This is a genomic window from Buttiauxella sp., from assembly GCF_049686335.1.
GTDB lineage: Bacteria > Pseudomonadota > Gammaproteobacteria > Enterobacterales > Enterobacteriaceae > Buttiauxella.
The window spans coordinates 728,132-746,238 of sequence record NZ_JBAVHX010000004.1; the positions used below are offsets into that span (position 1 = coordinate 728,132).

Sequence of the window (18,107 nt, forward strand, 5' to 3'; positions counted from 1 at the left end):
ATTCTTGTATAATCGCGCCTTTGACATCTAATTAATAAATAGCGACTTTGACGACTAATCGACTTGAATGGCGTGCTCTTGTACCTGATACCGAAAGCTATCAGGAAATTTTCGCACAGCCTTATGATTCCGAAACTGCCCCTTTCTCCGCTGTGCAACCCCGTCTGACCTATGGACTGGTGCAGCTCAGCCAACCGGTAGCCTCGGCCGATCTGATGCTGGTAAAAGCCGCTGAAGAAGCCGAATACCTTAATCTTATTGCAAGCGCGGCTCGCGATTGCTGGTCCCCGGAAAACACATTGACCGGCGGACATTATCTGATAGAAGGCGCGCGTATCACATTACGCCCGGCTGAGTCGGCTGAAGATAATTTTGCCGGTCAGTCGGAAGTCGTCGTGGCTGACTGGATTGAAGCCGAGCAGTTGTTTGGCTGTGTTCGTCAGTTTGCGGGCGAAATAACCCTGACTCCAGGTTTGGTTCACCAGGCTAATGGCGGCATTCTGGTTCTGTCATTGCGTAGCGTGTTGGCACAACCGCTGCTGTGGCTGCGTCTGAAGCAAATGGTGATTCAGGGTCGCTTTGACTGGATTTCGCCTGACGAAACGCGTCCGTTGCCTGTAAGCATTCCTTCATTACCCTTGAGCCTGAAACTGGTTCTGGTTGGTGAACGTGAATCGCTGGCTGATTTCCAGGAAATGGAACCCGAGCTGGCAACCTCCGCTATTTACAGCGAATTTGAAGAAAACCTGCAAATTACTTCTGCCGATGACATGGCGTTGTGGTGCCAGTGGATTTACGCCGTCGCGAAATCCAAAGCGCTACCTGCGCCGGCAACGGATGCCTGGACTGCATTTATCCGTGAAGCAGTACGTTATACGGGTGATCAGGAAACGCTTCCGCTGTGCCCATCGTGGATTGGCCGCCAACTGCGTGAGGTCGCCGCTTTTACTGAAGAAGAAACCTTCAGCGCGGATGAACTTATCCAAATGCTGACCCAACGTGAATGGCGTGAAGGCTATCTGTCTGAGCGCATGCAGGACGAAATTCTGCTTGAGCAAATCCTGATTGAAACCGAAGGCGAAATGATCGGCCAAATCAACGCGTTGTCGGTAATCGAGTTTCCTGGCCATCCACGTGCATTCGGTGAACCTTCCCGAATCAGTTGCGTCGTCCATGTAGGCGATGGTGAATTTACGGACGTTGAGCGCAAAGCAGAGCTGGGCGGCAATATTCATGCGAAAGGCATGATGATTATGCAGGCATTTTTGATGTCTGAATTGCAGCTCGAACAGCAAATCCCTTTCTCAGCATCACTGACTTTTGAACAGTCTTATAGCGAAGTTGATGGCGACAGCGCGTCAATGGCTGAACTGTGTGCATTAATCAGTGCGCTGGCGAATGTGCCGATTTATCAGCATATCGCGGTGACGGGTTCAGTTGATCAATTCGGGCGCGTACAGCCCGTTGGCGGCTTGAATGAGAAGATTGAAGGTTTCTTCCGTATCTGCCAGGAACGTGAATTTACCGGCAAGCAAGGCGTGATAATCCCGCTGTCTAACGTTCGCCACTTGTGCCTGCATCAGGATGTTCTGGATGCGGTGGAGCAAGGACAATTCACGATTTGGGCCATCGACGATGTCACTGATGCGCTACCATTATTAACAAATCTGCCCTGGGATGGTGAGGGGCAAAATACGCTCATGCGTGCGGTACAGGAGCGAATTGCTCAGGCATCGGCGCAAGATATTCGGCACCGTTATCCATGGCCACTGCGTTGGCTTAACTGGTTCAATCAAAACTGATCGGACTTGTTGAGCGTACACGTGTTAGCTAACATGCGTGCTTCATTATAAAAAGGCTTACTGTAAACATGGTAGATAAACGCGAATCCTATACTAAAGAAGATCTTCTTGCCTCTGGTCGTGGCGAACTGTTTGGCGCTGAAGGCCCACGGTTACCTGCACCATCCATGCTGATGATGGACCGCGTGGTCAAGATGACCGAAGACGGCGGTAACTTCGATAAAGGTTACGTTGAAGCAGAATTAGATATTAATCCTGACCTGTGGTTCTTTGGCTGCCACTTTATCGGCGACCCGGTAATGCCTGGCTGTCTGGGCCTGGATGCGATGTGGCAGCTGGTAGGTTTCTACCTCGGCTGGCTCGGTGGCGAAGGTAAAGGTCGTGCTCTGGGTGTGGGTGAAGTTAAACTCGCCGGCCAGATTCTGCCAACCGCGAAAAAAGTGACCTATCGTATTCATTTCAAACGCGTCATCAATCGCCGCCTGATCATGGGCCTGGCAGATGGTGAAGTGTTGGTTGATGGCCGTGTTATTTACACCGCTACTGACCTGAAAGTCGGTCTGTTCAAAGACACTACCGCTTTCTAGCTCTCTATACCCGCTAGCATTCCAGTTGCAGGTAGGCGGCAAGGGAGCTTATCCCGATGAGCTTACTTAGGTAAGTGATTCGGGTAAGTGAGTGCAGCCAGCACCCCTGAAGCTTGAAAGATGATGGGCATAAACGCGAAACCTCCGCATTGCGGAGGTTTCTTTTCTAAAGAGACAGTGATTACGCGGTAACCGCCCTGTCTTCCATGGCTTCTCGCCAGCCTCCCATCCAGTACGACCTTTGATTCAGTGTCTGATAAGGACACATCTCTTTGGAACGTCCGACGATACCTGCTTGATAACCACGTTGATGAGCCCGTTCCAGGCGATCTCGTTTTTGTCTCTTCATGCCTCGTTTCCCTCATTTCTTTAATCTGGTGGAAAGAAAACAGTGGCTACAAAACGTGCAACCACATATAACGAATACCTGTAAAAACTGATATCGTCAATGCGCAATATTCACGCCAATGTCATAAATGCGAGCTACGTGGGGTCGTTTTTTACAAAAAAATGTGAGACAGGCGGGATAACAAATTCATGTCAAAAGAAAAGCTGCGCTCCGCTTGAAGGGGATGACGCAGCTTTTTTGTGCTATTGAGCTAATTAATTAAAGCGTGTTAGCTGGCTGGCAATACTTTGGGCTTCTTGTTGCCACGCCTGAGCTAACGTTTTCACCATCGCATCATAACCATCGGCTTGTTGCGTCAGTTCAACATGGAATGGGCGCTTTATCAGCTGTCCCTGATGATTGAGAAGCCATTCACCACTCACAATCACCTTACCGTCGTAACGTCCGTGGAAACCTGTCACGTTAACACTTAAGGTGTCCTGAACACTGCCAAGCGGCTGTGATGCCACCACCCAGCCTGGCAGCGCGCTGCTTAAATTGCTTACCAGGGTATTGCGCAATTGCTGATCCAACGGACTCGCCCACAAATTACTGGTGGCAATAACGTATTGCACATCACTGGTCTGATAAACCACGCCGTTTCCGGCGAGGTAATCAGGCACCGCCACCTGCTCTACCCACAATAAATGGGTGCCAGGCTGGCTCACAGCCTGCATAGCAGGCGATGAGCTTTGTGGTAGCTGGTAATACGTTTTTCCATCATCAGTGCTGCTACAAGCCGTTAAAACCAAAGCAGCAATTATCGGAAGCCATTTTTTCATTATTGTGCCCTCTTCGGCTGGGGATCTTTTTTATCCTTCGCTTCAAAGATCAGCGAATTGCTCTTATCGTTCAACGTGCGCAGAACAGGCTGCAGCTCGCGCAGAACTTGATCAAGGCGCTGCATATCGGCAACCATCTTGTTGTATGCCGCGGAGCCCGGCTGGAAGCCCTGCATGCTGCGATTAAGCTCACGCAATGTGGTCTGCATATCCTCAGGCAGCGATTGCATGGACTTATTCGACGTAATCTTATTCAGATTATCCAGCGTCTGCTGCAAGCGCTTCATCGTGCGTTGGCTTTCAGCCAGCGAGTTGGTTGTCTCTTGAATCATCGGATTCAATGGCAAGTTGTTAATCTTATCCAGAGTCTCCAGCAATCGTTGTTGGATCTGCGCCAAACCACCACTCATGGTTGGAATGATCTGATAACCATCAAAGGTCGGCAAATCAGTCACCGGCGGTGCTTTCGGGTTGAAATCGAGATCGATAAACAGCGCGCCGGTCACCAGGCTGCCGGTTTTCATCGAGGCGCGTAAACCGCGTTTAATCAGCGATTCCATGTTGTCCTGAATACGCACGTCATCACCTACCAGATTCTGCAAACGTTCAGGTTCAAGACGAATCAGAACAGGAATACGGAAGTCATCGTTAATTTTCTGACGCATACCATCGGTGAAGAATGGCACCTGAGCCACCGTCCCGAGGCGAATACCACGGAATTCAACCGGAGCACCAGGCTGCAAGCCACGCACGGAATCTTTGAAGAACATCAGGTAATCGATGTGTTCGGTATACAGAGAATCCTGAATACTTTTTTGATCGTCAAAGAGCTTATATTCGCTGCCCGGTTTAGCCGGTTTTCCAAGCTCCCAACCTTCCGGCACATCGAAGCTCACGCCGCCGCTAAATAGCGTCGTGAGCGAGCCCATCTCAACGCGCATGCCCTGGGAAGACATATCAACGGCAATTCCGCTGTCTTTCCAGAAACGCACGTTGCTGGTCACCAGTCGGTCATTTGGCGCACTGATAAACAGCTGATAACTGATTAGGCGTTTGGATGCATCAAAGTTACTGGTTTCAACCGAACCGACGCGATAGCCGCGGAACAAAACCGGGTCGCCCGGAGAGAGCTGCCCTGCTTTATTACTGTCGAGGGTAATACGGATCCCTTTCGCATCAGGCGGTGCCAGCGGTGGTGAATCCAGTAAGTCATACTTCTCTTGTTTGGCACCTTTTGTTCCCGGTTGCAGTTCGATATAAGCACCGGAGAGCAAGGTTCCAAGCCCGGAAATACCTTCACGTCCAACCTGTGGTTTCACCACCCAAAAAACTGAGTCTTTATGCAACAGCTTTTCCATACCGGAATTCAGACGTGCCGTAATTTCCACGTGCAGTAAATCATCTGACAAGACCGCACGTTCGACGACGCCCACATTCACGCTGCGGCTTTTGATGGTGGTTTTCCCACCTTCAATACCTTCTGCGTTGGTGGTAATCAGCGTAACTTCAGGCCCCTGATGACTGTAGTGGTAGAATAAAATCCACGCGCCGATGAGCAGCGTAACAATCGGGAAAATCCATACTGGGGACCAGTTTTTAACCTTTGCTACTTTTGCTTCCCCGCTTTTATTTTCCATGCTCAGACGACTCCTCATAAGTTGAATCAGGTGCGCGATCCCAGGACAAGCGAGGGTCAAAGGTCATCGCCGCAAACATTGTCAAAATAACTACTAATGCAAACATGACAGCACCAATTGCCGGGTAGATACTCATCAATCCTCCCATCCGCACCAGTGCCGATAAAACGGCAATCACGAAGACATCGATCATCGACCACCGACCGACAAACTCGACGACCTCGTAGATCAAATGCATTCTTTCACTATCACGTTGACCGTGACCTTTGGCATCCCAACACAACCAGGCGATCGCCAGCATTTTTAGTGTTGGAACCATAATACTGGCGATGAAAATAACCGCTGCCACAGGATAAGACCCTTCACTCCATAGCAAGATAACCCCGGCAATAATCGTCGAGGGAATTTTGCTCCCAAGGACTTCGGTTATCATGATGGGTAAGATGTTGGCAGGTAGATAAAGCATAATTGAAGTCAGCAACAGCGCGAGCGTCCATTGCAGACTATGGCGACGACGGATGTAGCCTTTCGTTTCGCAACGCGGGCAGGTTTCCTGATCTTCGGGCACGATAGCCGTGCAGCATGAACACGACCGCAACCCTTGATGAATACCCGCCACGCCGACTTTTAGTGGCGCATTGATAACAGGTACAGGAACGATATCATCCCAAAGCCAGCGTCGGTCGACACACTGGAAGGCCCGTAATTGCAAGATGCAGAAAAAACACCATGGAAGAAAGCTACTGCCGACACCAATGTCGCCATACGCCATAAGCTTGACGAAACTGACCAGGATGCCGGCAAGAAAAATCTCAGCCATCCCCCAGGATTTTAAGTTAAACAGGATCCGCGCCAGGCGCTTTTTAAGCGTTAACGGCATGGCGACCTGGTTAACTAATAGCAAAATAGTGATGAGACAAAACGCCGGTACAGCTTGCACAAAGGCGATAAAAAAGGTGCCGAGGCTGGCGTAATCTTCATTAAAGAGCACACCAGGAATTTCAAGCAGTGAAACTTCACTGTTGATACCGGCAACTTTCATATTAATGAAGGGGAAAAGATTGGCGAGCACCAGCATACACAGAGCGGCTACCGCATAAGCTGTAGGACGTTGCCGTGGCGACGACCACTGCGTCAAAAGAGTGGTGCCGCAACGGGGACAGACGGCCTTATGGCCGTCTTCTAATACTGGTAGGGCTACCAGTAAGTCACATTGTGAACACAATATGTGTGAACGATCGTGATGCGTGGCACACATATCGTGTCTCCTTGCGTTAGGCGCCGTTTTTCAGAGCTTCAAGATATTCCCAGCGTTCAAAAGCATCTTCTAATGCTTTCTCGGCTGCAGACAGGTCGCCCAAGGTTTTTTGCGTGACATCATGTGGTTGGTTGAAAAACTCTGCATCACCGACTTTCGCCTGTAGGGCTTCTAGCTCATTCTCAAGCTGCTCAAGACGTTGCGGTAACTGCTCTAGTTCGCGTTGTAGGTTATAGCTTAGCTTGCTGCTTGCACGTTTAACAACTTCGGCTTTAGCAGCGGTGTTGTTTTGAGCCTTATCTGCCACAGACTGGCGTAAAGATTGAGCAGAAGCCTGCTGGCCTTTCGCATCATGATAACCACCGACGTAGCGACCGATTTTGCCCTCACCCTCGAAAATCCAGCATTCGGTCACGGTATTGTCGACAAATTGACGATCGTGGCTCACCAGCATAACGGTACCCTGATAACCATCAATCAGTTCTTCGAGCAGTTCGAGCGTTTCGACATCCAGATCGTTTGTCGGTTCATCGAGAATCAACAGGTTACTTGGTTTTAAGAATAAGCGGGCTAATAACAAACGGTTACGCTCACCGCCCGACAACGCGCGGACTGGCGTCATTGCACGTTTAGGGTGGAACAAGAAGTCCTGCAAATAGCCAAGAACATGACGCGGCTTACCGTTCACCATTACTTCTTGCTTACCTTCGGCCAGGTTGTCCATTACGGTACGGTCTGGATCAAGCTCGGCACGGTGCTGGTCAAAGTACGCCACTTCCAGTTTAGTACCGCAATGTACGCGACCGCTGTCCGCTTCCAGTTGGCCTAACATCAGTTTCAACAGCGTAGTTTTACCGCAGCCGTTTGGCCCAACCAGTGCAATTTTGTCACTGCGTTGTACCTGAGCTGAAAAGTCTTTCACCAGCGCACGTTGAGCAATGGCGTAGCAAACCTCTTCCATCTCAAAGACGATTTTCCCTGAGCGAGCCGCTTCTTCAACCTGCATTTTGGCGCTGCCCAGCACTTCGCGACGTGCACTACGTTCGTTACGCATCGCTTTCAACGCACGGACACGGCCTTCGTTACGGGTACGACGCGCTTTAATACCCTGGCGAATCCACACTTCTTCCTGGGCCAGTTTGCGATCGAACTCGGCGTTTTGCAGATCTTCCACTCGCAGGGCTTCTTCTTTCGCCAGCAAATACTGATCGTAATTGCCCGGGTAAGAAACCAGTTTGCCGCGATCGAGATCGACAATACGGGTCGCCATATTGCGAATAAAGGAACGATCGTGGGAGATGAACACGATGCTGCCCTGGAACTCTTTCAGGAAGCCTTCCAGCCAGTCAATCGCTTCAATATCCAGGTGGTTGGTAGGCTCATCAAGCAACAATACGCGCGGAGAACTGACCAGCGCACGGCCCAGCGCCGCTTTACGCAGCCAGCCACCAGACAGTGCAGACAATTCGGTATCTGCATCCAGGCCGAGTTGCAGCAGTACTTCATTGATGCGGCTTTCCAGTTGCCAGAGATTCTGGTTATCCAGAATTTCCTGAATACGCGCCATCTCGTTGAGATTTTTCTCGCTCGGATCGGTCATCACTTTATGAGAAATATCGTGATAAGCCTTGAGATGTTCAGCCTGCTCTTCAACGCCTTCGGCAACGAAATCGTAAACTGTTCCCGCAACATTACGCGGAGGATCTTGCTGCAGACGCGCCACGATCAAATCTTGTTCGTAAATCATGCGCCCATCATCCAACGGGACTTCACGATTCAGGATCTTCATCAGCGTGGATTTACCCGCGCCGTTACGCCCTACCAGACAGACGCGTTCATTTTCTTCGATATGGAGTTCGGTGTTATCTAATAACGGTGCGTCACTAAAGGACAACCAGGCACCGTGCATACTAATTAATGACATGACAATTAATCCTTGGCTACGTGAGTAACGAGCCAGCAGTTATGAATTTGGCGATTGCGGGCAAAGTCTTGCGACAGGGTTTTCTGAGTAATTTCCTGAGCGCTCAAGCCCAGGTTAGCCAGCCCGTCAAAGTCCATTTTGAAGCCACGTTTGTTGTTGGAGAACATAATGGTGCCGCCCTGGCGTAGCAGGCGCTTCAGGTCTTTCATCAGCACCAGATGGTCACGCTGGACATCAAAAGATTCTTCCATACGTTTTGAGTTCGAGAACGTCGGTGGATCGATAAAAATCAGATCAAACTGTTCATCGGTTTCACGCAGCCAGCCCAGGCAATCAGCCTGAATCAGGCGATGTGCGCGGCCACTCAAGCCGTTGAGACGCAAGTTACGTTCCGCCCACTCCAGATACGTACGGGACATATCGACGGTAGTGGTGGTTTTTGCGCCGCCCAACCCCGCATGAACGGTCGCACTGCCGGTATAAGCAAACAGGTTAAGGAAGTCCTTACCTTTGCTCATTTTGCCCAGCATATGGCGTGCAATACGGTGGTCGAGGAACAAACCGGTATCAAGGTAATCCGTCAGGTTGACCCACAGGCGCGCGTTATATTCGCTGACTTCCATGAAGTCGCCCTTTTCATCCATTTTCTGATACTGGCTTTTCCCTTTCTGGCGTTCACGGGTTTTCAGAATCAGGCGGTTGGACGGTAATTCCAGCACTGACAGCGTTGCGGCAATCACATCGAACAGACGCTGGCGAGCCTTGTTCGCATCAACGGTTTTCGGCGGTGCGTATTCCTGCACCACAACCCACTCGCCGTAGCGGTCAACGGCAACGTTATATTCCGGCAGATCCGCATCGTAAATTCGGTAGCATTCGATACCTTCCTGACGCGCCCATTTGTCGAGTTTTTTGATATTTTTGCGTAGACGGTTGGCATAATCATCAGCAATTTGGCCAGACGTTGCGCCGGTGCTGTTTTCTGCTAACTGATAGTTTTTCTGCACGCAATCCAGCGGGCCGTTCTTCGCTTTGAACTGGCGCTCGGCACGCAACTGCAGGCAGCTCAGCAAGTCTGGGGAAGCACTGAACAGTGACAAGTTCCAGCCGCCGAAGTGGTTCTTCATATTGCGGCCAAGCAGGCTGTGCAAGGCAATCAGTGCAGGCTCACTGTCCAGACGCTCGCCGTAAGGCGGGTTGCTGATAACCGTTCCCACCGGGCCTTCCGGCAGCGGGTTGGTCAATTTCGCCACGTCTTTGACTTCGTAACTGATGATATCGCCCAGACCCGCACGACGGGTGTTGGCGCGAGCGCGTTCAATTACTCGTGAATCGTTATCCGAGCCGAAGAAACGTGAGGTGTATTCGCCAAGGCCTTTACGGGCACGAACCTGAGCTTCGGTAGTGATTTCTTTCCATAGATCCACATCGTGATTAGCCCAGCCAAGGAAACCCCAGTGCTTGCGATGCAAACCTGGTGCACGATCGGTTGCGATCATTGCCGCTTCAATCAGCAGCGTACCGGAACCACACATTGGATCGAGCAGCGGTGTGCCCGGCTGCCAGCCTGAACGTATCACAATGGCGGATGCCAGCGTTTCTTTAATTGGAGCGGCACCGGTGCTGTCACGGTAGCCACGCTGATGCAGGCCTTCACCGCTTAAATCCAGCGCGATACTGGCGGTGTCTTTATTCAGCCAGACATTAATACGCAGGTCTGGTTGCTCACGTTCAACATTTGGACGCGGCAGATTTTTACGCGTGAAGGAGTCAACAATCGCATCCTTCACTTTTAGCGCGCCGTACTGGCTATTACGGATAACTTCGTTCAGGCCGCTGAAATGCACCGCGAAGGTCGCATCCGGGCCAAACAGCGCAGGCCAGTCGATGGTCTGTACGCCGAGGTACAAATCCAGATCGCTATAAACTTTGCATTCGTTTAATGGCAGCAAAATGCGGGACGCAAGGCGGCTCCACATCAAGCTTTGATAGAGCAGACGTGAGTCCCCCTGGTAATGTACGCCGCCCTGAACCACCTGGCATGCTTGCGCACCAAGGCCCTCCAGTTCAGTTTTTAATAGCTCTTCAAGCCCACGCGCCGTACTGGCAAACAGAGAATTCATATCGTCACTTAATCAGGTGTAAAAAGAAAATTGTGGCGCATTATAGCCAATCTGCCACGCATGTCATAAAGTTGGCCTCTTATATTGTTTATTTATTTCTGTCCAGGGAATGCGATGATCACCTTATCCCAGCTTTATATCCACCCGGTGAAATCAATGCGCGGGCTGGCCCTCTCTCATGCACAGGCAACCACCAGCGGTTTGGCTTTCGATCGCATCTTTATGGTGACAGAACCTGACGGCACTTTTATTACCGCGCGACAATTTCCACAAATGGTGCTCTTTACCCCGGCAATCACACACGATGGCCTGTTTATGAGTGCACCAGACGGCAGTTCTGCCACCGTACGCTTCGTCGATTTTCAGCCACAAGCCGAGCCGACCGAAGTCTGGGGCAATCATTTCACCGCGCAGATAGCGCCGGAAGATATTAACCAGTGGCTAAGCGGCTTTTTTTCACGGCCTGTGCAATTGCGTTGGCTGGGCGAAACTTTAACCCGCCGCGTGAAACGTCATGAAGACGTGCCTTTGTCGTTTGCCGACGGTTTTCCTTTCTTGTTAGCTAACGACGCCTCATTGCGTGATTTGCAAAGTCGCTGCCCGGCGAGCGTGAAAATGACACAGTTCCGCCCGAATATTGTCGTCACTGGCGCGCAAGCCTGGGCGGAAGATAGCTGGCAAGTGGTACGCATAGGCGGTGTGACTTTTGATGTCGCGAAACCGTGCAGCCGGTGTATTTTCACCACCGTCAGTCCGGAGCGTGGACGTAAACATCCGGGCGGCGAACCGCTGGCGACATTGCAACAATTCCGCACCGCACTGGATAACGGTGATGTCGATTTTGGTCAGAACCTGATTGCCCGCAACAGCGGTGTGATTCGTGTCGGTGATGAACTGGAAGTGTTATCCACCAAACCAGCGAAAGTTTATGGCGCAGGGGAAACCGCAGAAGCGATTGAAGCTTTCGAGCAACAAGAAAGCCTTGTTGATGTTGACTGGCAGGGTCAGGTTTTCCGCGGCAATAACCAACAAATTCTCCTTGAACAGCTAGAACAGCAAGGCGTTCGGGTGCCCTATTCTTGCCGGGCTGGGATCTGTGGCAGCTGCCGAATTAAGTTAGTCAGTGGAGAAGTGAAAGCATTGAAAAAAAGCGCCGTAGGAAATGATGGCACTATTCTGTGTTGCAGTTGCGTTCCTGCTGGGGATGTAAAACTCGAAGAAGTTTAAACCGCCTGATCGAGACTGAGGTCGTTAACCACCGGTTGCGGCCTTAATCTGTCATTCATCACTTTAATCGCATCGCCAAGTTGCATGGTACGACCGGCAAGTTGTAAACCCGGTTGTGCCAACAAACACAACGCTGCGTTATCACCGGTTTCAACCACCAGCAGATTAACCTGCTGCATATCGTCACTCAACCAGACACACGCGGCATCACCTGGAATGGGCTGCCAACAGTCTCCATGAGAAATGAAGTGCCAGCTTTTTGGCATTTGCGGCTTGAGATAACGAATGGCGACCAGCGCATTTAATACCAGTTCAGCACGCTGTTCTTTACTTAATACCAGCTCGCGGCATTTCTCTTCGAAAGAGAAAAACAGCGCAGCATCATCAACACAAAAACCTGTGTTTTCAAAGGCATCGGGGGTAAGCATTTTACGAGGGAAACGAGAACGGAATAGCATGCCATTGGCTAAATCGAGCATCATACGATCATGCTCTTCATCAAAATACCAACGCCAATTATCGTCCGGTTTTATCCGCATAACTATTTGCCCTTTCGTTTATTCCCACGATTTAAAACATCCTTATCGCCGCTTCGTTAAAGACCATATTAATAAAAGACCAATATGTATAATTTAGCAACAGTGGTGGAATATAAAACAACCAGGGCTGAAAATAAAGCCCTGGTTGTCTGAAAGATAAAATGTTGGGATTAGATTCCTGAGACGATTTCTTTTATCAGCGGTGGGCCTTTAAATATGAAACCAGAATATATTTGCACCAGTGAAGCACCCGCCGCCATCTTCTCGCGAGCAGCAATCACCGAATCAATTCCGCCAACACCAATAATCGGTAAGCGACCATTTAATTCTTGTGAAAGACGACGAATAATTTCTGTACTCTTCAACTGCACTGGACGGCCACTTAATCCCCCCATTTCATCGCAATATTTCATGCCCTGAACGAGGCTACGATCAAGCGTAGTATTGGTGGCAATGACTCCGTCAATATTATGGCGCACTAAACTGTCGGCCACCTGGATCAATTCTTCTTCAGAAAGATCCGGAGCGATCTTCACCGCCACTGGCACATATTTATGATGCAATTCCTGGAGGGCTTGCTGTTTATTTTTAATCGCAGCTAACAGATCGTCTAACGCTTCGCCGTATTGCAACGTGCGTAATCCAGGGGTATTTGGCGAGGAAATATTGATCGCGATATAACCGGCATACGGATAAATTTTATCCATGCAGATCAAATAGTCGTCTTTACCCTGCTCAACTGGAGTGTCTTTATTCTTACCAATATTGATGCCCAGCACCCCATCAAAATGGGATTTTTTGACGTTCTCAACCAGGTTATCCACGCCGTGGTTATTGAAGCCCATGCGGTTGATCAAACCTTCTGCTTCTACCAGACGGAAGATCCGCGGCTTGTCGTTTCCAGGCTGTGGACGCGGCGTGACGGTACCAATTTCAATCGAGCCGAAGCCCATGGCACCCAGTGCATCAATACACTCACCGTTTTTATCTAAGCCGGCAGCAAGACCTAAAGGATTCTTAAACGTGAGGCCCATGCAGGTCACAGGTTTAGAGGGTACATTTTGCCGCACCAGCCATTCGAGAGGTGTACCAGTTACACGACGCAATTGCTGAAATGTCACTTCATGAGCGCGCTCGGGATCGAGCTTGAAAAGGGCTTTACGAACGAAGGGGTAGTACATGAACACTCCAGAATTCCCAGTATGCAAACTGGGGCAGTATTATTAACGATAACGCCCCTGAATGGAATTGACCTGCAACAAAAAAGGCCTCATCAGCGCAAACGTTTTCTTATCCTCCTCTGCGTTATGCGTTTTTTGCAAATTGATTACCAGATAAATCATTTAGTGGAAAAACACTTCTGCGCGACTATCACACTCAATTGTTATCAAAGTTACCTAAATGCAAACATTTGGTTATAAGGATGCGACATGCGTGTGATTACCCTTGCAGGAAGCCCCCGCTTCCCTTCCCGTTCCAGTGCTTTGCTGGAGTATGCCCGCGAAAGATTAAGCGCACTGGATATTGAGGTGTGTCACTGGCATCTACAGAACTTCGCCCCTGAAGATTTACTGTACGCCCGTTTTGATAGCCCCGCACTGCTCGCCTTAACCGAACAACTGCAGCAGGCCGATGGCGTGATCATCGCGACACCCGTTTATAAAGCTTCTTTTTCCGGTGCACTGAAAACACTGCTCGACCTGCTGCCTGAACGTGCGCTGGATAAGAAAGTTGTCCTCCCTTTAGCGACCGGCGGAACTGTAGCCCACATGCTGGCCGTCGATTACGCCTTGAAGCCTGTCCTTAATGCGCTGAAAGCTCAGGAGATTCTGCACGGTGTGTTTGCTGACGATAGCCAGATTGCTGACTACCAGCACAAACCGGTGTTCTCTAACAATTTACAACAGCGCTTAGATAGCGCCCTCGAGACCTTCTGGCAGGCATTGCATCGCCGGGATTTTATCGTCTCTTCCCCGTTTAAAACTCAAGGAGCTGCTCATGTTTAATCTGCTAAAACGTACTGCCCCCTGGCTGATGCTGACAGGTGCTTTGAGTCTGAGCGCGACGCTTCACGCCGCAGAAACCGGACCAGACCAGCTGCGTATCGGTTATCAAAAAGGGTCAGTCAGTATGGTTCTGGCGAAAAGCCATGAGCTGCTGGAAAAAGAGTACCCGCAGACCAAATTCCAGTGGATTGAATTCCCGGCCGGCCCACAAATGCTGGAAGCGCTGAATATTGGCAGTATTGATCTTGGCAGTACCGGTGATATTCCCCCAATCTTCGCGCAGGCAGCGGGAGCGGACCTGGTTTATGTCGGTTCAGAACCGGCCAAACCTAAAGCCGAAGTGATCCTGGTGCCAGAGAACAGCCTGCTGAAAACCGTGGCCGATCTGAAAGGGCATAAAATTGCTTTCCAGAAAGGCTCCAGCTCTCACAACCTCGTGCTGCGCGCCTTGCAAAAAGCCGGGCTGAAATTTACTGATGTTCAGGCGGCCTATTTAACTCCAGCAGATGCACGAGCAGCCTTCCAACAAGGCAACGTGGATGCCTGGGCGATTTGGGACCCGTACTACTCAGCCGCCCTGCTGAACGGCGGTGTCCGTGTCCTGACCGATGGCAGCGAACTGAATCAAACCGGCTCTTTCTATCTCGCTTCACGCCCTTATGCTGAAAAAAATGGCCCATTCCTGCAACACGTCCTCAAAACATTTAGCGATGCTGATGCGTTAACCCGCAGTCAGCGCGAGGCAAGTGTCGCGTTACTGGCAAAAACCATGGGGCTGCCTGAAAACGTTATCGCCACCTATTTCGACCACCGTCCACCGACAGTGATCACCCCGGTCAGTGCAGAAACGGCTGCTAAACAACAGCAAACTGCTGACCTGTTTTACGAAAACCATTTAGTGCCGAAGAAAGTCGATATCCGCACCCGAATCTGGCAACCCTAACCACAGTAATACCCGAATAATTCGAGTGGTATCGCGGCGGCAAGAGAACGCATCCCAATGAGCTTACATAAGTAAGTGATTCGGGTAAGTGAACGCAGCCAACAAAGAGACAACTTGAAGTATGAAGGGTATTAAGGAGATAAATCATGAGTTTGAATATGTTCTGGTTCTTACCTACCCATGGCGATGGCCATTACTTAGGCAGCAATGATGCGGCGCGTCCGGTTGACCACGGTTATCTGCAACAAATTGCCCAGGCAGCGGACAGACTGGGCTTTACCGGTGTGCTGATCCCGACGGGCCGTTCTTGCGAAGATGCGTGGTTAGTTGCCGCATCCATGATCCCGGTGACGCAGCGTTTGAAATTCCTGGTCGCTCTGCGCCCGAGTGTTGTCTCGCCAACCGTGGCAGCTCGTCAGGCGGCAACCCTCGACAGACTGTCAAACGGCAGGGCTTTGTTTAACCTGGTTACCGGGAGTGATCCTGAAGAGTTAGCCGCAGACGGCGTGTTCCTCAATCATACGGAACGTTATGAAGCTTCCGCCGAATTTACTCGCATCTGGCGCAGCCTGCTGGAAGGTGAAACGGTTGATTACGAAGGCAAACATATTCAGGTCAAAGGGGCAAAATTGTTGTTCCCACCTGTGCAGCAACCACGTCCACCGCTTTACTTTGGCGGGTCATCTGATGTGGCTCAAGACCTGGCTGCCGAGCAGGTTGATCTCTATCTGACCTGGGGCGAACCGCCCCATCTGGTGAAAGAGAAAATCGAGCAAGTTCGCGCTAAAGCTGCCGCGCAAGGGCGCACTGTGCGTTTCGGTATTCGTCTTCACGTGATTGTGCGTGAAACTAATCAAGAAGCGTGGGATGCGGCCAATCGTCTGATTTCACAGTTGGATGATGAAACCATTGCCAAAGCGCAGGCTGCTTTCGCCCGCACAGATTCAGTCGGCCAGCATCGTATGGCTGCGTTGCACGGTGGCAAGCGTGACAATCTGGAGATAAGCCCGAACCTGTGGGCAGGGGTGGGTCTGGTACGTGGCGGTGCAGGTACTGCGCTGGTCGGGGATGGCCCAACCGTGGCCGAACGCATTAACGAGTACGCCGCACTGGGTATCGACAGCTTTATTCTTTCCGGTTATCCGCATCTGGAAGAGGCTTATCGCGTCGGTGAGTTGCTGTTCCCACACCTTGATGTCGCCATTCCGCAAATTCCACAACCGCGCCAGATCCATGAGAAAGGCGAAGTGGTGGCGAATGACTTTATTCCGCGCAAAGTCGCGCAAAGCTAAGGAGCCGCCCATGACACCTTCAACGCACAAACTGTTGTTGAGACTTGCCCCGTGGGCGCTGCCGGTTGCCATTATCGCAATCTGGCAACTCTCGTCGAGTGCAGGCTGGCTCTCAAATCGCATCCTCCCTTCGCCAGAAGGGGTGGTTGTCGCATTCTGGAACCTCTCAGCCAGCGGCGAATTGTGGCAGCACCTGGCTATCAGTTCCTGGCGTGCGGTGATTGGTTTCAGTATCGGCGGTTCTTTGGGATTAATACTGGGGCTGATTAGCGGGCTCTCCCGTTGGGGGGAGCGTTTGCTGGATAGCTCCATTCAAATGTTACGTAACGTTCCGCATCTGGCGCTGATCCCGTTGGTGATTCTGTGGTTCGGTATTGATGAGTCAGCGAAAATTTTCCTCGTCGCGTTGGGGACCTTGTTCCCGATTTACATCAATACCTGGCACGGTATCCGCAACATCGACCAGGGCTTGCTGGAGATGGCACGCAGCTACGGATTGTCCGGTTTCAGCCTGTTCGCTCAGGTAATTGTGCCAGGCGCACTTCCTTCGATTATGGTCGGGATCCGTTTCGCCCTCGGACTGATGTGGCTGACGTTAATCGTGGCAGAAACCATTTCTGCTAACTCAGGGATTGGCTATCTGGCGATGAATGCCCGTGAGTTCCTGCAAACCGATGTTGTCGTGGTCGCCATTATTCTTTATGCCTTGCTCGGCAAGCTCGCTGATATTAGCGCGCAATTACTCGAACGTGTCTGGCTTCGCTGGCACCCGGCTTACCAGTTACAGGAGGAGAACGCATGAATACCGCTCGTTTAAACCAGGGGACTCCCCTACTCCTTAACAACGTGACCAAACGTTACGGCGATAAAACGATTCTTGATGAGCTGGAATTACGCATTCCCGCCGGGCAGTTTGTTGCCGTGGTCGGGCGTAGCGGCGGTGGTAAGAGTACGTTGTTGCGTCTGCTTGCAGGGCTTGAAAATCCCAATGGCGGCACGTTGAATGCCGGTAACGCGCCGCTTCGTGAAAGCCAGGATGAAACCCGCTTAATGTTTCAGGATGCGCGCCTGCTGCCGTGGAAATCCGTGATTAATAATGTGGGGCTGGGACTGAAAGGAAACTGGAAAGAGGCAGCAACGAAGGCGCTGGAAGCGGTTGGGCTTGCCAATCGTGCTAATGAATGGCCGGCCGCCCTGTCCGGTGGTCAGAAACAGCGTGTGGCGCTGGCTCGGGCGCTGATTCATCGCCCACGTCTGTTGTTACTTGATGAGCCATTAGGTGCGCTGGATGCCCTGACGCGCATCGAAATGCAGGAGTTAATTGTTTCTCTGTGGCAGGAACATGGCTTTACGGTGTTGCTGGTGACGCACGACGTCAGCGAAGCCGTAGCCATGGCGGATCGTGTTTTGTTGATTGAAGAAGGGAAGATAGGCCTCGACCTGACGATTGATCTGCCTCGCCCACGTAAGCTCGGCTCTGTCCGGCTGGCTGAACTGGAAGCGCAGGTTTTAGAACGTGTGATGAAACGGCAGGTGGTTGAAGAACCGGAACGCGTGGTGCGCACCGGTTAAGTTTGTTCGCCCTCACCCCGGCCCTCT

Annotated in this window: 16 protein-coding genes; 8 read left to right on the forward strand and 8 right to left on the reverse strand. The window is 51.1% G+C overall.

The annotated features are described in order from the left end of the window. The first annotated feature begins 47 nt into the window (after nucleotides 1-47). Complete coding sequence (locus WBL83_RS03900) at nucleotides 48-1,802, forward strand: AAA family ATPase (protein WP_424587890.1); 1,755 nt, start codon at nucleotides 48-50, stop codon at nucleotides 1,800-1,802. Between the two features lie 68 nt (nucleotides 1,803-1,870). Continuing rightward, nucleotides 1,871-2,389 (forward strand): bifunctional 3-hydroxydecanoyl-ACP dehydratase/trans-2-decenoyl-ACP isomerase, encoded by a 519-nt coding sequence (gene fabA / locus WBL83_RS03905; RefSeq protein WP_034456318.1) that lies wholly within the window; start codon nucleotides 1,871-1,873, stop codon nucleotides 2,387-2,389. 181 nt (nucleotides 2,390-2,570) lie between these two features. Here the strand turns inward: fabA and rmf are convergent, their stop codons facing one another. From rmf to rlmKL, 6 genes are all read right to left on the reverse strand, one after another. Then, nucleotides 2,571-2,738, reverse strand: coding sequence for a ribosome modulation factor (rmf, locus tag WBL83_RS03910; protein WP_034456319.1), 168 nt, complete (start codon nucleotides 2,736-2,738; stop codon nucleotides 2,571-2,573). Between the two features lie 254 nt (nucleotides 2,739-2,992). Continuing rightward, nucleotides 2,993-3,559 carry a membrane integrity-associated transporter subunit PqiC gene (gene pqiC, locus WBL83_RS03915; RefSeq protein WP_424587891.1) on the reverse strand — a complete coding sequence of 189 codons (567 nt, stop codon included), beginning with the start codon at nucleotides 3,557-3,559 and terminating at the stop codon, nucleotides 2,993-2,995. After that, a complete protein-coding gene (gene pqiB / locus WBL83_RS03920) occupies nucleotides 3,559-5,196 on the reverse strand; it encodes an intermembrane transport protein PqiB (RefSeq protein WP_424587892.1) in 1,638 nt (545 codons plus the stop codon). The genes pqiC and pqiB overlap by 1 nt, the downstream gene beginning before the upstream one ends. After that, complete coding sequence (gene pqiA, locus WBL83_RS03925) at nucleotides 5,186-6,454, reverse strand: membrane integrity-associated transporter subunit PqiA (protein WP_424587893.1); 1,269 nt, start codon at nucleotides 6,452-6,454, stop codon at nucleotides 5,186-5,188. The genes pqiB and pqiA overlap by 11 nt, the downstream gene beginning before the upstream one ends. Nucleotides 6,455-6,470: 16 nt before the next feature. Continuing rightward, complete coding sequence (locus WBL83_RS03930; protein ID WP_424587894.1) at nucleotides 6,471-8,378, reverse strand: ABC transporter ATP-binding protein; 1,908 nt, start codon at nucleotides 8,376-8,378, stop codon at nucleotides 6,471-6,473. 5 nt (nucleotides 8,379-8,383) lie between these two features. Next, nucleotides 8,384-10,501 carry a bifunctional 23S rRNA (guanine(2069)-N(7))-methyltransferase RlmK/23S rRNA (guanine(2445)-N(2))-methyltransferase RlmL gene (gene rlmKL / locus WBL83_RS03935; protein WP_424587895.1) on the reverse strand — a complete coding sequence of 706 codons (2,118 nt, stop codon included), beginning with the start codon at nucleotides 10,499-10,501 and terminating at the stop codon, nucleotides 8,384-8,386. A gap of 114 nt (nucleotides 10,502-10,615) precedes the next feature. Here rlmKL and WBL83_RS03940 point away from each other — a divergent pair, with 114 nt between their 5' ends. After that, on the forward strand, nucleotides 10,616-11,728 hold the full coding sequence (locus tag WBL83_RS03940; protein ID WP_424587896.1) for a YcbX family protein: 1,113 nt from the start codon (nucleotides 10,616-10,618) through the stop codon (nucleotides 11,726-11,728). Here WBL83_RS03940 and zapC read toward each other — a convergent pair. After that, entirely contained in the window at nucleotides 11,725-12,267 is a 543-nt protein-coding gene (zapC, locus tag WBL83_RS03945; protein ID WP_424587897.1) for a cell division protein ZapC, read from the reverse strand. The genes WBL83_RS03940 and zapC overlap by 4 nt on opposite strands. 170 nt (nucleotides 12,268-12,437) lie before the next feature. Continuing rightward, nucleotides 12,438-13,448, reverse strand: a complete 1,011-nt coding sequence (gene pyrD / locus WBL83_RS03950; protein ID WP_424587898.1) for a quinone-dependent dihydroorotate dehydrogenase — start codon at nucleotides 13,446-13,448, stop codon at nucleotides 12,438-12,440. Nucleotides 13,449-13,697: 249 nt separating this feature from the next. Between pyrD and ssuE the strand changes: the two genes are divergently transcribed. From ssuE to ssuB, 5 genes are all read left to right on the forward strand, one after another. Then, nucleotides 13,698-14,273, forward strand: a complete 576-nt coding sequence (ssuE, locus tag WBL83_RS03955; protein ID WP_424587899.1) for an NADPH-dependent FMN reductase — start codon at nucleotides 13,698-13,700, stop codon at nucleotides 14,271-14,273. Then, the gene (locus WBL83_RS03960) at nucleotides 14,266-15,216 is read left to right on the forward strand and encodes a sulfonate ABC transporter substrate-binding protein (protein WP_424587900.1); all 951 of its coding nucleotides are present in this window, start codon (nucleotides 14,266-14,268) and stop codon (nucleotides 15,214-15,216) included. The genes ssuE and WBL83_RS03960 overlap by 8 nt, the downstream gene beginning before the upstream one ends. 146 nt (nucleotides 15,217-15,362) lie before the next feature. After that, the gene (gene ssuD, locus WBL83_RS03965; RefSeq protein WP_424587901.1) at nucleotides 15,363-16,508 is read left to right on the forward strand and encodes an FMNH2-dependent alkanesulfonate monooxygenase; all 1,146 of its coding nucleotides are present in this window, start codon (nucleotides 15,363-15,365) and stop codon (nucleotides 16,506-16,508) included. 10 nt (nucleotides 16,509-16,518) lie between these two features. After that, nucleotides 16,519-17,310 carry an aliphatic sulfonate ABC transporter permease SsuC gene (ssuC, locus tag WBL83_RS03970; RefSeq protein ID WP_424587902.1) on the forward strand — a complete coding sequence of 264 codons (792 nt, stop codon included), beginning with the start codon at nucleotides 16,519-16,521 and terminating at the stop codon, nucleotides 17,308-17,310. Continuing rightward, nucleotides 17,307-18,080: an aliphatic sulfonates ABC transporter ATP-binding protein gene (gene ssuB / locus WBL83_RS03975; protein WP_424587903.1), complete on the forward strand. Its 774-nt coding sequence runs from the start codon at nucleotides 17,307-17,309 to the stop codon at nucleotides 18,078-18,080. The genes ssuC and ssuB overlap by 4 nt, the downstream gene beginning before the upstream one ends. The last annotated feature ends 27 nt before the right edge of the window (nucleotides 18,081-18,107 follow it).

Bases quoted from the DNA above. Each gene is read 5' to 3' on its own strand.
- fabA (WP_034456318.1), top strand. From the start codon at position 1,871: ATGGTAGATAAACGCGAATCCTATACTAAAGAAGATCTTCTTGCCTCT.
- ssuB (WP_424587903.1), top strand. From the start codon at position 17,307: ATGAATACCGCTCGTTTAAACCAGGGGACTCCCCTACTCCTTAACAAC.
- pqiC (WP_424587891.1), bottom strand. From the start codon at position 3,559: ATGAAAAAATGGCTTCCGATAATTGCTGCTTTGGTTTTAACGGCTTGT.
- WBL83_RS03930 (WP_424587894.1), bottom strand. From the start codon at position 8,378: ATGTCATTAATTAGTATGCACGGTGCCTGGTTGTCCTTTAGTGACGCA.
- pqiB (WP_424587892.1), bottom strand. From the start codon at position 5,196: ATGGAAAATAAAAGCGGGGAAGCAAAAGTAGCAAAGGTTAAAAACTGG.
- zapC (WP_424587897.1), bottom strand. From the start codon at position 12,267: ATGCGGATAAAACCGGACGATAATTGGCGTTGGTATTTTGATGAAGAG.
- rlmKL (WP_424587895.1), bottom strand. From the start codon at position 10,501: ATGAATTCTCTGTTTGCCAGTACGGCGCGTGGGCTTGAAGAGCTATTA.
- ssuE (WP_424587899.1), top strand. From the start codon at position 13,698: ATGCGTGTGATTACCCTTGCAGGAAGCCCCCGCTTCCCTTCCCGTTCC.
- pqiA (WP_424587893.1), bottom strand. From the start codon at position 6,454: ATGTGTGCCACGCATCACGATCGTTCACACATATTGTGTTCACAATGT.
- rmf (WP_034456319.1), bottom strand. From the start codon at position 2,738: ATGAAGAGACAAAAACGAGATCGCCTGGAACGGGCTCATCAACGTGGT.
- ssuC (WP_424587902.1), top strand. From the start codon at position 16,519: ATGACACCTTCAACGCACAAACTGTTGTTGAGACTTGCCCCGTGGGCG.
- WBL83_RS03960 (WP_424587900.1), top strand. From the start codon at position 14,266: ATGTTTAATCTGCTAAAACGTACTGCCCCCTGGCTGATGCTGACAGGT.
- WBL83_RS03940 (WP_424587896.1), top strand. From the start codon at position 10,616: ATGATCACCTTATCCCAGCTTTATATCCACCCGGTGAAATCAATGCGC.
- ssuD (WP_424587901.1), top strand. From the start codon at position 15,363: ATGAGTTTGAATATGTTCTGGTTCTTACCTACCCATGGCGATGGCCAT.
- pyrD (WP_424587898.1), bottom strand. From the start codon at position 13,448: ATGTACTACCCCTTCGTTCGTAAAGCCCTTTTCAAGCTCGATCCCGAG.